The organism is Amycolatopsis sp. NBC_00438 (assembly GCF_036026695.1).
In the GTDB taxonomy this organism is placed as follows: domain Bacteria; phylum Actinomycetota; class Actinomycetes; order Mycobacteriales; family Pseudonocardiaceae; genus Amycolatopsis.
The window spans coordinates 5,989,380-6,002,026 of sequence record NZ_CP107923.1 but is presented as its reverse complement, the minus strand read 5'-3'; the positions used below and the strand labels follow the sequence as shown (position 1 = coordinate 6,002,026).

The 12,647-nt window shown below is 71.4% G+C and carries 13 protein-coding genes; 12 read left to right on the top strand and 1 reads right to left on the bottom strand.

Features of this window, described 5'->3' with window-relative positions:
* The first annotated feature begins 1 nt into the window (after position 1).
* The 10 genes from trmD (at position 2) to OG494_RS26605 (ending at position 8,942) form a co-directional block, all read left to right on the top strand.
* Positions 2–748, top strand: a complete 747-nt coding sequence (trmD, locus tag OG494_RS26650) for a tRNA (guanosine(37)-N1)-methyltransferase TrmD (RefSeq protein WP_328443233.1) — start codon at positions 2–4, stop codon at positions 746–748.
* Positions 749–912: 164 nt separating this feature from the next.
* On the top strand, positions 913–1,281 hold the full coding sequence (gene rplS / locus OG494_RS26645) for a 50S ribosomal protein L19 (RefSeq protein ID WP_328443232.1): 369 nt from the start codon (positions 913–915) through the stop codon (positions 1,279–1,281).
* A 31-nt stretch (positions 1,282–1,312) separates the two neighbouring features.
* The gene (lepB, locus tag OG494_RS26640) at positions 1,313–2,251 is read left to right on the top strand and encodes a signal peptidase I (RefSeq protein ID WP_328443231.1); all 939 of its coding nucleotides are present in this window, start codon (positions 1,313–1,315) and stop codon (positions 2,249–2,251) included.
* 90 nt (positions 2,252–2,341) lie between these two features.
* On the top strand, positions 2,342–3,184 hold the full coding sequence (locus OG494_RS26635) for a ribonuclease HII (protein WP_328459033.1): 843 nt from the start codon (positions 2,342–2,344) through the stop codon (positions 3,182–3,184).
* The gene (locus tag OG494_RS26630; RefSeq protein WP_003096226.1) at positions 3,181–3,504 is read left to right on the top strand and encodes a DUF2469 domain-containing protein; all 324 of its coding nucleotides are present in this window, start codon (positions 3,181–3,183) and stop codon (positions 3,502–3,504) included. Before OG494_RS26635 ends, OG494_RS26630 begins: the two co-directional genes overlap by 4 nt.
* Before the next feature lie 284 nt (positions 3,505–3,788).
* Positions 3,789–4,166, top strand: a complete 378-nt coding sequence (locus OG494_RS26625) for a YraN family protein (protein WP_328443230.1) — start codon at positions 3,789–3,791, stop codon at positions 4,164–4,166.
* Positions 4,166–5,677: a YifB family Mg chelatase-like AAA ATPase gene (locus tag OG494_RS26620; protein WP_328443229.1), complete on the top strand. Its 1,512-nt coding sequence runs from the start codon at positions 4,166–4,168 to the stop codon at positions 5,675–5,677. Before OG494_RS26625 ends, OG494_RS26620 begins: the two co-directional genes overlap by 1 nt.
* A gap of 101 nt (positions 5,678–5,778) precedes the next feature.
* Positions 5,779–6,906 carry a DNA-processing protein DprA gene (gene dprA, locus OG494_RS26615; protein ID WP_328459032.1) on the top strand — a complete coding sequence of 376 codons (1,128 nt, stop codon included), beginning with the start codon at positions 5,779–5,781 and terminating at the stop codon, positions 6,904–6,906.
* Positions 6,907–7,009: 103 nt separating this feature from the next.
* Entirely contained in the window at positions 7,010–7,984 is a 975-nt protein-coding gene (locus OG494_RS26610) for a tyrosine recombinase XerC (protein ID WP_328459031.1), read from the top strand.
* Positions 7,985–8,093: 109 nt separating this feature from the next.
* Complete coding sequence (locus OG494_RS26605; protein ID WP_328443228.1) at positions 8,094–8,942, top strand: FliA/WhiG family RNA polymerase sigma factor; 849 nt, start codon at positions 8,094–8,096, stop codon at positions 8,940–8,942.
* Here the strand turns inward: OG494_RS26605 and OG494_RS26600 are convergent, their stop codons facing one another.
* The gene (locus OG494_RS26600) at positions 8,943–9,416 is read right to left on the bottom strand and encodes a M23 family metallopeptidase (RefSeq protein WP_328443227.1); all 474 of its coding nucleotides are present in this window, start codon (positions 9,414–9,416) and stop codon (positions 8,943–8,945) included.
* Positions 9,417–10,745: 1,329 nt separating this feature from the next.
* Between OG494_RS26600 and rpsB the strand changes: the two genes are divergently transcribed.
* Both rpsB and tsf read left to right on the top strand, forming a co-directional pair.
* On the top strand, positions 10,746–11,636 hold the full coding sequence (rpsB, locus tag OG494_RS26595) for a 30S ribosomal protein S2 (RefSeq protein WP_326947179.1): 891 nt from the start codon (positions 10,746–10,748) through the stop codon (positions 11,634–11,636).
* A 100-nt stretch (positions 11,637–11,736) separates the two neighbouring features.
* A complete protein-coding gene (gene tsf, locus OG494_RS26590) occupies positions 11,737–12,552 on the top strand; it encodes a translation elongation factor Ts (protein WP_328443226.1) in 816 nt (271 codons plus the stop codon).
* The last annotated feature ends 95 nt before the right edge of the window (positions 12,553–12,647 follow it).

The following is a 12,647-nucleotide window of genomic DNA, read 5'->3' as shown; positions in this document are numbered from 1 at the left end:
GATGCGGATCGACGTCGTCACGATCTTCCCCGAATACCTCGACCCGCTGCGCGCGGCGCTGCTGGGCCGGGCCATCGACCGCGGCCTCATCGAGGTCGGCGTGCACGACCTGCGCGAATGGACCCACGACGTCCACCGCGCGGTCGACGACGCGCCGTACGGCGGCGGCCCCGGCATGGTCATGAAGCCGCAGATCTGGGGTCCGGCGCTGGACGACGTCTGCCGTCCGGAGACCCGGCTGGTCGTGCCGACGCCGGCAGGCCGGCCGTTCACCCAGGAGCTCGCGCACGCGTACGCCGAGGAGAAGCACCTGGTCTTCGCGTGCGGCCGCTACGAGGGCATCGATCAGCGCGTCGTCGACGACGCCGCCCGCCGGATGCCGGTCGACGAGGTGTCGATCGGCGACTACGTCCTGGTCGGCGGCGAAGCGGCGGTGCTCGTCATGGTCGAGGCCGTCGTCCGGCTGCTGCCCGGGGTGCTCGGCAACGTCCGCTCGGCCGCCGAGGACTCGTTCTCCGACGGCCTGCTCGAAGGGCCCAGCTACACCCGGCCCGAGGTGTGGCGGGAGCTGGCCGTGCCCGACGTGCTGCGGTCCGGGAACCACGCCCTGATCGACCGCTGGCGGCGTGACCAGGCCCTGGAGCGCACCGCTCGCCGCCGCCCCGATCTTCTCGCCGCGCTGCCGGAAGGCAGCCTCGGCAAGCACGATCGCGGGGTCCTGGAGGGCTTGGATCCCGAGCAGGCGTAGGCCGGTTGTCCGACTCGTGGCCGCGTCTGTAATACTTGACAGGTTGGCGTGAGTGGACCTGCTCGTCCACCAGCTCGCCTCAGCCCCCTGGGTCGCCCGCAGCTTGACAGTTGCGCGCCCGGGGATGTGTACGCAAGCCATACGAAGACGAGGACGGACCACCGATGAACACCCTGGACGCGCTGGACAAGCAGTCGCTGCGTTCCGACATCCCGGCCTTCCGCCCGGGCGACACGCTCAAGGTGCACGTCCGCGTCATCGAGGGCAACCGTGAGCGCAACCAGGTCTTCCAGGGCGTCGTGATCCGCCGTCAGGGCGCGGGCATCCGGGAGACCTTCACCGTTCGCAAGGTCTCCTTCGGTGTCGGCGTCGAGCGCACCTTCCCGGTGCACTCGCCGAACGTGGCCGAGGTCGAGGTCCACAAGCGCGGCGACGTGCGGCGCGCGAAGCTGTACTACCTGCGCGACCTGCGCGGCAAGAAGGCCAAGATCAAGGAGCGCCGCGAGAACCGCGAGACGGCCTCGGCTAACTGAGTCACAACCCGGTTACCGGTAGCCTGACGACGTGGTCGAACCCGTGTCCCAGAACGCTTCTCAGGATGACCCCGATCGCTCCGAGGAGGAACAGCCCCGGCTGTCCCGTTCCGAGGAGCGCGGGGGCGCCCGCCGCAGGCGAGCCAAGCCCGCCAAGAAACGGTCGTTCTGGAAGGAACTGCCGATCCTGCTCGTGATCGCCCTGGTGCTCACGATCCTGATCCAGACATTCCTGGCGAAGGTCTTCATGATCCCCTCGGGATCGATGGAGGCCACTCTCCACGGGTGCCCCGGATGCACCGGTGACCGGATCCTCGTCGACCGGGTCACCTACGACTTCACCGAGCCCGGTCCGGGCGACGTGGTCGTGTTCAAGGGCCCGCAGGCGTGGATCAATAACGAGATCCCGCCGCAGGAGTCGAGCAACATCGTGGTCCGCGGTCTCCGCGGCCTCGGCTCGCTGGTCGGGTTCGCCCCGCCGGACGAGCGCGACTTCGTCAAGCGGGTGATCGCGGTCGGCGGCCAGACCGTCCAGTGCTGCGACCCGCAGGGCCGCGTGATCGTGGACGGCAAGGCGCTCGACGAGCCGTACGTCCACTGGGAAGACCCGTCCAACCAGAACGAGAAGACCTTCGAGCCCGTCAAGGTTCCGGCGGGCATGGTCTGGGTCATGGGCGACAACCGCAACAACTCCGACGACTCGCGGTTCCAGGGCGGCGGCGGCGTGAACGGCGCGGTCCCGGTGGACAACATCATCGGCAAGGCGCGGATCATCGTCCTGCCGCCGGGCCGGTGGGGCGGTATCACCGACCACAACCCGCAGGAATCGGCCCAGCCGGTGGCGCTCGGCGCGCCGGCGTGGCAGAGCGGTCTCCCGCTCGGCGCCGGGGTCGCGGCGGCCTGGCCGGCGTTGTTCCTCGGGCGCAAGCTCAAGTCCGGACTGCGCCGGACGGCCGGGCGGAAAAGCTAGCCACCCGGACCGTGCCGGCAGACGGGTGATGCAGCCTTGACACTTCCCGTTCCCCTCACCGCGGCCGAGCCGATCCGGCCGCCGCGGGCCGTGGTGCGCGGCGACCTCTTCTGGGGTCTGCAGGGCGCACTCGACCGCCGTGGCCTCGGCCCGGTCGCCGGTGTGGACGAAGCCGGAGCCGGCGCGTGCGCGGGGCCCCTGGTGGTCGCGGCCTGCGTGCTCAAACAGGGCGACGCGGCGAAGCTCACCGAGCTGACGGACTCCAAACTGATGACGGCCAAGGCGCGGGACCGGGTCTACGACCTGGTCCTCGCCCGGGCCGTCGACTACTCGGTGATCGTCATCCCGACCGCCGAGGTCGACCTCTACGGCATCCGGGTGATGAACCTCGAAGGCATGCGCCGCGCCGCGGCGGCGTTGCGCGTGTCGCCGGGCTACATCCTCACCGACGGGTTCCGCGTCCCGGGCCTCACCGCGCCGAACGCCGCGGTGATCAAAGGCGACCGGACGGTGGCCTGCATCGCGGCCGCGTCGGTGCTGGCGAAGGTGACCCGGGACCGCATCATGGCCGGGCACCACGACGACCTGCCGCACTACGGTTTCGATGTGCACAAGGGTTACAGCACGTCCGACCACCTGGCGGCGCTGCGCGAACACGGGCCCAGCGACGTCCACCGGTGGTCGTACACGAACGTCGCCACGGCGGCGATCGCGCACGGGATGCGTCCCGAGCGCCCGGTCGTCCTGACCTACGCGGCCTTGGAGAAAGCCATGGAAAAGGACGCCGGCGCGCGCCTGGCCGCCGTCCTCGACGAAGCTTTGGACCCGCAACTCAGCCTGCCGTTGCATGCCCCGAGCGCCGGCGTAGGTCACAATGAACGCTCCGCCGGCGGAGCAGGAGCACGATCCCGAGGAGGGGCGCGGATTTCATGAGCGCAGAGGATCTCGAGAAGTACGAGACCGAGATGGAGCTCTCGCTGTACCGCGAGTACCGCGACATCGTCGGCCAGTTTTCGTACGTGGTGGAGACCGAGCGGCGGTTCTACCTGGCCAACGCGGTGGACGTCCAGGTCCGCGACGGCGGCGGCGAGGTGTACTTCGAGGTCCGCATGTCCGACGCGTGGGTCTGGGACATGTACCGCCCCGCCAGGTTCGTCAAGCACGTGCGAGTGATCACCTTCAAGGACGTCAACGTCGAGGAGCTCGACAAGCCGGACCTCCGGCTTCCCGAGGACGGCCCGTTCTCGGGCTGAACGTCCCGTCGTAACCGGCGAAACCGCGCTACCAGGCGCGGTTTCGCCGGTTTTGTCGTCTCCGGGTCTGGTCGTAGTCGGGGCCCTTAGCACGCCGCACCGACATTTCCGGCCCGAGCCGTCTCCGGGCGGCGCGGTTGTCCACATCCCCCCGGTTGTCCACAACCCGGCGATCCGGGGCTGGTCTCCCCGCCACGCACCCTGGCAACGTCGATCACGCACGCACCGTGATCACCGGGACCTCCTCGGTGACCGTCGCGGCGCGGCGAGGGGGGCGAAACACGATGACGGGCAACGATCAGCTCGCGAGACACCGCCGCGAGTTCGGCACCTGGGGCGAGGACCTGGCCGCCCGGCACCTGCAGGACCGCGGCCTGGTCCTGCTCGCCCGCAACTGGCGCTGCCGGGAGGGCGAGCTCGACCTCGTCCTCACCGACCGCACCCGGGTCGTCTTCTGCGAAGTCAAGACCCGCTCCGGCACCGAGTTCGGTCTGCCCTCGGAGACCGTCACCGAGGAGAAGGCCGGCAGGGTCCGCCGCGCGGCGCAACGCTGGCTGCGCGAGTTCCGCATCGGCTGGTGTCCCGTCCGCTACGACGTCGTCACGATCCTCGCCGAAGCCGGTACCCGTCCGCGCCTGCGGCATCTCGAGGCGGCGTTCTGATGCCGATCGCCAAGTCCTGGTCGGTCGCCCTGCTGGGCATCGACGGCCGTGTCATCGAGATCGAGGCCGACCTCGGCGGCGGCCTGAGCCGCGTCACCCTCGTCGGGCTGCCGGACGCCGGTCTGCGCGAGGCGAAGGACCGCGTCCGCTCCGCCGTGCGCAACTCCGGGCAGCCCTGGCCCGACGGCAAGGTGACGCTCGGCCTGTCCCCGGCGAACCTGCCCAAGGTCGGCTCGGCCTACGACCTCGGGATCGCGGTGGCCGTGCTCGCGGCCACGGGCGCCGTCCCGGCGACGCGCTTGCTCGGCACCGTCCTGCTGGGCGAACTCGCCCTGGACGGCCGGGTCCGCGCGATCCGCGGCGTTCTCCCGGGCCTGCTGGCGGCCCGTGCGGCCGGCTACGAGCGAGCCGTCGTCCCGGCGGATTCCCTCGTCGAAGCGGCCCTGGTCGACGGCATCGAGGTCGCGGGCGCGACCCACCTGCGTGATCTGGTGGGCTGGCTGAAGGGCGAAACCGTCCTGGTCTCCCCGGAACCACCCGCCCCGGCGGCGCCACCGCAGGTCCCGGACCTCGCCGACGTCGTCGGCCAGCCGGAGGCGCGCTGGGCCCTGGAGGTCGCCGCGGCGGGCGGGCACCACCTCCTGCTCACCGGGCCGCCGGGTGTGGGCAAGACGATGCTGGCGAAGCGGCTGCCCGGCCTGCTTCCGCCGTTGTCGCCAGACGAGTCGCTGGAAGTCACCGCGGTCCATTCGGTCGACGGTTCGCTGTCGAAGTCCTCGCCGCTGGTCACGGTGCCGCCGTTCGTCGCGCCCCACCACTCGATCACGGTGGCGGCCATGATCGGCGGCGGCAGCGGGCTCGCGTCGCCCGGCGCGATCAGCCGCGCCCACCGCGGCGTGCTGTTCCTCGACGAGGTCTGCGAGTTCGGCGGCCAGCGCCTGGAATCCCTGCGGACGGTCCTGGAGGAGGGCGAAGTCCGCATCGCCCGCGTCAAGGGCTCGATCACCTACCCCGCGCGGTTCCAGCTGGTGCTGGCGTCGAATCCGTGCGCGTGCGCGCCGCCGAAGGACGCGGACTGCGTCTGTTCCCCGACGGCCCGCCGCCGCTACCTCGGCCGCCTGTCGGGCCCGTTGCTGGATCGGGTGGACCTCCGGGTCGCCTTGCGTCCGCTGAGCGCGATCAGCGCGCACGACACGGGCACGGCGGAGTCCTCGGAAACGGTCCGCGCCCGAGTACTGGAAGCCCGCGCCCGCGCGGCCCACCGCTGGCACGACCACGGCTGGCGGTCGAACTCGGAGGTCCCCGGGCCGGCTTTGCGGCGCGAGTTCGCCCTGCCGCCGGAGTCGACGGTCCTCCTGGACCGGGCCATGGACCGGGGAATCCTGAGCGGCCGGGGCGCGGACCGCTGTCTCCGCATCGCCTGGACCCTGGCCGACCTGGACGCCGAGTCCCGCCCCGGCCCCGAACAAGTCGGTGCGGCCTTGGCCTTCCGAGAGCGGGTCGCGGCGTGAGCACTCATGAATGCGCGCCCGCCGGACGTCTGCCCGGTGAGTCCCAGCCCGGCGCCGAACCGGCCGGCTCCGCGGCCACGCCCGGTGAAGGCCCTGACGAACTGCGCCGAGCCCGCGCCTACCTGCTGCGGGTCGCCGAGCCACCGGCCCCAGCGGTGGTGGCCTTCGTCGCCCACCACGGGCCGGTGGAGGCCGCCGCTCGCGTGCGGCGGGGTGACTGTCCGGCCCAGGTGCTGAAGGCCACCGAAGCACGGCGGTCGTACGACCTCGTCGACCAGGACTTCGAGCGGGCCGCGGCCGCCGGGGCCCGGCTGGTCGTGCCCGAGGACGACGAATGGCCGGCCTGGCCACTGCTCTCCCTCGATCTCGCCGCCCAGCGCGGTGTCACGGATGCCGTGCCACCACTGGCTCTCTGGGTCACCGGGGACATCCCGCTCGGCACCGCGGCCGATCGTGCCGTGGCCGTGGTCGGCGCGCGGGCCGCGACCAATTACGGCAAGCACTACGCCGCTGAGCTGTGCCACGGGCTCGCCACGCGCGGGGTGCCGGTCTTTTCCGGGGCGGCCTACGGCATCGACGGCGTGGCCCACCACGCCACGCTCGCCGCGGCCGGGGTCACCGTCGCGGTGCTGGGCTGCTCTCTCGACGCCGGCTATCCCGCGGGGCACGTCGCGCTGCTCGACCGCATCGCCCGCAGTGGCGGCGCGGTGATCAGCGAGTACCCGCCCGGCACCCCGCCGGCGCGGCACCGGTTCCTGGTCCGCAACCGGCTCATCGCCGCCCTCACCGAAGGAACCCTGGTGGTCGAAGCCGGACGGCGCAGCGGCGCCCGCAACACCGCGAGCACCGCCGGGGCACTGGGCAAGGTGGTGATGGCCTTGCCGGGGCCGATCTCGTCGGCCATGTCGGTCGGCTGCCACGAGCTGATCCGGGACGCCCGGGCCACGCTGGTCACGACGGTCGACGAAATCCTCGAGACCGTGGGCCGCTTCGGTGTCGTGGAAGCCGGTGTCGCGGCCCGGCCGAAGCGCCGCACCGACCGGCTGGGCCCGGACGCCCTGCGCGCGTACGAGGCGCTCGCCGTGCGCGCGGACCGGTCAGACACCGAGATCGCGGCCGAGTCCGGTGTTCCGCTGCGGACCGTGCGGGCCTTGCTGCCGGAATTGGAGATCGACGGATTCGCCGTCCGCGGCGAGGCGGGCTGGCGACGGCGGAGGGAAAGCGCGTGAGCACCACGGATTCCCGGCGAAATCGTCGAATATGTTCGGCCGGACCGGTGGGTCCGCGTGGCGATCCTTGACCGGCGGCGGATGTTCGCGCAGCGTGACATCCATGCCGCCGCCATCCCGATCCCGCCGGCCGGACCTGCGCGGGCTCCGGGCCACCTTGCCCGAGCCGGTCCAGGCCGTGGTCACCGGTTACGAACGGCATCTCGGGCTCGAACGGGGCCTCTCCGCGCACACCGTCCGCGCGTACGTCGGTGACGCGGTGTCGCTCCTGGGGTTCGTCGTCGAGGCCGGCGGCGGGCTGGCGGATCTTGACCTCGCCCGGCTGCGGGCGTGGCTCGCGGCGCAGCAGACCGGCGGCGCCGGCCGCACCACGCTCGCCCGGCGGGCGGCCTCGGCCCGGACGTTCACGGCCTGGGCCCACCGGACGGAGGTCCTGGCCATCGACCCCGGAGGCCGGCTCGCCGCGCCGCGGGCGCACCGCACCCTGCCGGGGGTGCTGCGGGCCGGTCAGGCGGGAGAGGTCATGCGGGCGTCGGCGGCCGGCGCGGCGGAACGTGATCCGATCGCCCTGCGTGATCGCGCGATCGTCGAGCTGCTCTACGCCACGGGCATCCGGGTGTCCGAGTTGTGCGGCCTGGACCTCGGCGGCGCCGATTTCCCACGGCGTGTCGTGACCGTGCTCGGCAAGGGCAGCAAGGAGCGGGTGGTCCCGTTCGGCGTCCCCGCGGCCGAGGCGCTGGGCGACTGGATCGAGGAGGGGCGCCCGAAGATCGTCGGCGAAAGCGCCGGTGGGGGCGTCGAGCCCGCACTTTTCCTCGGTGTCCGGGGGAAACGCGTCGACCCGCGGGCGGTCCGCCGCGTGGTCCACGACGCCGTCGCGGCGGTGCCCGGAGCGCAGGACATGGGCCCGCACGGACTGCGTCATTCGGCGGCGACGCATCTGCTGGAAGGGGGTGCCGATCTCAGGAGCGTTCAGGAACTGCTTGGTCACGCTACGCTTGCCACGACGCAGCTCTACACTCATGTGACCGTCGACCGGTTGAAAGCGATCCATGACCGAGCGCATCCCAGGGCTTGAAGCGCCCCGGGGAGCCTCGCCGGGGTCGTCACCAGCGGGCCCGGCGGCGCACGCGCATCCGCACGAGCACGGAGACGACACTGAGCCGCATGCCGAGAACGGCGGTGCAATGACCGCAGGACCGCACGTCACCGACGCCACCGGAGTGAACACTCGCGGTGACGCCGTCGTGCCCGCGGAATCCCGGGCCGCCTACGACGTCGACGCCGGCATCGCGGCGCTGTGGCAGCAGTTCGCCGACAGCCCGGACCAGGCGTCGCGCGATCGGCTCGTGCTGCACTACGCGCCGCTGGTCAAGTACGTCGCGGGCCGGGTCGGCACCGGTCTGCCCACCCACGTCGACGTCGGTGACCTCGTGCAGTCCGGCATCTTCGGGCTCGTCGACGCGATCGAGAAGTTCGACCCCGAACGCGGCCTGCGGTTCGAGACCTACGCGATGCAGCGCATCCGCGGCGCGATCCTCGACGACCTCCGCTCGCAGGACTGGGTCCCGCGCGCGGTCCGGAGCAAGGCGAAGGAAGCCGAGCGCGCGATGGAGCGCCTGGGAGCCCGCCTGCACCGCACCCCGACCGACGCGGAGCTGGCCACCGAACTCGGCATCGGCCTCGACGACCTGCGCGACTTCTACGGCCAGCTGCAGCTCACCAGCGTCGTCGCGCTGGAGGACCTGGTGGCCGCGGGCAAGGACAGCGGATCCCTGGTCGACACCATCCCCGACGACGACGCGGTCGACCCGGTCGCGGTCCTCGTCGACCAGGACAACCGGCGTCAGCTGGCGCAGGCGATCGGTCAGCTGTCCGAGCGCGACAAGATCGTGGTCAGCCTCTACTACTTCGAGAGCCTGACCCTCGCCGAGATCGGGAAGGTCCTCGGCGTCACCGAGTCGCGGGTCAGCCAGCTGCACACCCGCGCCGTCATGCGGCTGCGCGCCAAGCTGGTCGAGCAGACCGGCAGCTGATCACGGATCCCCTCCCCACGGCTTGAGCCGGTACTCGCCCACCTCGCCGGTCAGCGACAGGGGATCGACGTACTCGTCACCCCGGCGCACGCCCCAGTGGAGACAGGCGGCGATCGCGCAGCCGGGGTGCCCGGCGAGGACGGTGCCGAGCACCTGCCCGCGAAACACCTGGTCACCGGCGGCCACCTTCGCTGCGACGGGCTCGTAGGTGGTACGCAGCCCACCATCGTGATCCACAGAAATCACCGGCCTGCCGGCCACGAGCCCGGCGAACACGACCACACCGGCGTCGGCCGCCAAGACCTCCTGCCCGGGCACAGCCGCCAGATCGACCCCGCGGTGGCCGGGACCGTAAGGCGTTTCCGGCGCGTCGAAGTACTGGGTAATCACCGGATCGGGTGACAGTGGCCAAGACAGCCGCGGCTGAGGCACGGCCCACGGATCGGCCGCCGCGGGGAGAGCCTGCCCGGACATGGGCCACGGCGAGCTCACCGGGCCGGGTGATTCCCACTCGGCTGCCCAAGGTTGCGCCGGCGCTGGCGACCATGTCTGAACAGCGCCCCGATCCGCGACGGCCGCGGCGGCGCGCGCTGGGTCGGCCGAGCCGACGGCTTTCGGCGTGGGTGTGTCCTGCTCGGCACGCCATGGCTCGGCCGAGGGCCGGTTGGTCGCCCCAGGTGCGGATGCCCACGCGGCCGGGAGGCGGGTGTCCGGCGCGCTCACTACGAGCGTCGCGGCATCCGCGAAGACTGGGCGGGCCGCCGGGACGGTCGCCGCAGCATCCGCGAGAGCCGAGCGGCTAGCCTCCGGCGCGTTGGCCGCAGTATCCGCGAAAGCTGAGGGGCTCGGCTCCGGGGCGTTGGCTGCAGCATCTGCGAGAGCTGAGGGGCTCGACTCCGGGGCGTTGGCTGCAACACCTGCGAGGGCCGAGCGGGTCGTCTTCGGGGCGTTGGCCGCAGCATCCGTGAGGGCCGAGCGAGTCACCTCCGGCGCGTTGGCCGCAGGATTCGCGAGAGCTGAGGGGCTCGCCTCCGGCGCGTTGGCTGCAACACCTGCGAGAGCCAATCGGGTCACCTTCGGCGCGTTGGCCGCAGGATTCGCGAGGGGCAGGCTCGTCGTCCCCGCCGCCGCGTCTGCGAGGCCGGGGCCGGCCGCCTCCGCGGGTTCCGCGGCCTCGGCTGAGTCAGGGGCAGTCGGCCTCGCACGCCCTGCGACGTCCACTGAGCCGACGCCGGTCGCCGCCGCGAACTCCCTGGCGCTCGCGGAGGTCGCGCCGGCCATGCTCGGCCTGGCGGGGGCCGGGCCGAGCGGCCCGGCCGCCAGTACCGCGGCACTCGCGAAAGCGCCCGCGAAAGCCGCCGTGACCAGGGTGAACAGCCCTGCGCCACGACCCGGAACCACCCGTCTGAACCGACTGATCAACTCCACCTGTCCAGCCTGCGGCACCCTCGGGCCTCTTGGGGCGCGATGCCCGAATCTGTGGACAACTCACCCCGCTGTGGACAACCCGGCCCGGCGGTGGCCGCCGGTGGGGGAGGGGCTGGTGGCAGGGGGTAGAATCTTTTCCGCGGTCCGCGTGAGCGGGCTGACTTCGCGTGCACGTGCGCGTTCCCCCGGTTTTGGCATTCCTGCCGGGGCGAGTCGCACGGTGTTCGGCGGTCCCTGAAGTCCTTCGCTTCAGGGTCCGGACACCGGCACGAGCACCAGGGCGAGCGGCCTCCCGGCCGTGAGCGACAAAACCGAGTAGCGCGGCAGGGTCCCAGGGCTCCGGCGCGCACGACACAGAAGAGGTTGATTCCGGCAATGGCCGTCGTCACCATGAAGCAGCTGCTCGACAGCGGCGTCCACTTCGGGCACCAGACCCGTCGGTGGAACCCGAAGATGAAGCGCTACATCTTCACCGAGCGCAACGGCATCTACATCATCGACCTGCAGCAGACGCTGACGTACATCGACCGTGCGTACGAGTTCATCAAGGAAACCGTCGCGCACGGCGGCACGATCATGTTCGTCGGCACCAAGAAGCAGGCTCAGGAAGCCATCGCGGCCGAAGCCTCGCGCGTGGGCATGCCTTACGTGAACCAGCGCTGGCTCGGCGGCATGCTGACCAACTTCCAGACCGTGCACAAGCGTCTTCTCCGCCTGAAGGAGCTCGAGTCGCGCGAGCAGACCGGCGGCTTCGAGGGTCTCACCAAGCGCGAGATCCTGACGCTGACCCGCGAGAAGGACAAGCTCGAGAAGACCCTCGGCGGTATCCGCGACATGGCCAAGGTGCCGAGCATCGTGTGGATCGTCGACACCAAGAAGGAGCACATCGCCGTCGGCGAGGCTCGCAAGCTGAACATCCCGGTCGTCGCGATCCTGGACACCAACTGCGACCCGGACGAGGTCGACTACCCGATCCCGGGCAACGACGACGCCATCCGGTCGGCCGCGCTGCTGACCAAGGTCGTCGCCGAGGCCGCGGCCGCCGGTCTCATGCAGCGGTCCAGCCGCAACGGTGCTTCGGCCGACTCCAAGCCGGAGCCGGGTGTCGCCACCGACGAGCCGCTGGCCGAGTGGGAGAAGGAGCTGCTCGCCGGCTCCGAGACCGCCGCCGCCGACGCGACCGAGGCGGCCGCGGCCGTCGACGCTCCGGTCGAGACGCCGGCCGAGGCCCCCGCCGAGGCCGAGCAGGCGACCGCCTCCTCCTGAACCACCGCTGTCCGTGCGGCCGGGCCGGATCCCGGCCCGGCCGCACGGACGTCGCTCCCCCCAAGGATTTCACGTACCTGAAAAGGACGGATTTAGCAGAATGGCGAACTACACCGCCGCTGACGTGAAGCGCCTGCGCGAGATGACCGGCGCCGGCTTCATGGACTGCAAGAAGGCGATGGAGGAGAACGACGGCGACTTCGACAAGGCCGTCGAGTTCCTCCGGATCAAGGGCGCCAAGGACGTCGGCAAGCGCGCCGAGCGCGCCACCGCCGAAGGCCTCGTCGCCGGCGAAGGCGGCGTCCTGATCGAGCTCGACTCCGAGACCGACTTCGTCGCGAAGAACGCCGAGTTCCAGGCGCTCGCCGCGAAGATCGTCGAGGTCGCGAAGACCCTCAAGACCAGCGACGTGGACGCCCTCAAGGGCGCCGAGCTGGACGGCAAGACGGTCAACGAGGTCGTGCAGGAGCTGTCCGCCCGCATCGGCGAGAAGCTCGAGCTGCGCCGCGTCGTGTCCTTCGAGGGCCAGACCACGAACTACCTGCACCGCCGCGGCTCGGACCTGCCGCCGGCCGTCGGTGTGCTCATCGAGTTCACCGGTGACGACACCGAGGCCGCCCGCGGCGCCGCCATGCAGGTCGCCGCGCTGCGCGCGAAGTACCTGACCCGCGACGAGGTGCCCGCCGAGATCGTCGAGAACGAGCGCTCCATCGCGGAGAAGACCGCCCGTGAAGAGGGCAAGCCGGAGCAGGCGATGGCGAAGATCGTCGAAGGCAAGGTCAACGCGTACTACAAGGACAACGTCCTGCTCGAGCAGCCGTCGGTCAAGGACAACAAGAAGACCGTCAAGGCCCTGCTCGACGCGGCCGGCGTGACGATCACGAAGTTCGCCCGCTTCGAGGTCGGCCAGGCCTGAGGCCAGGTCCGGGCGTAGGTTTCATCCCCAGTGCCCCGTCTCCGTCCATCGGGGACGGGGCACTGTCGGGTCCAGAAGAAGATTTTTCGAGGGCC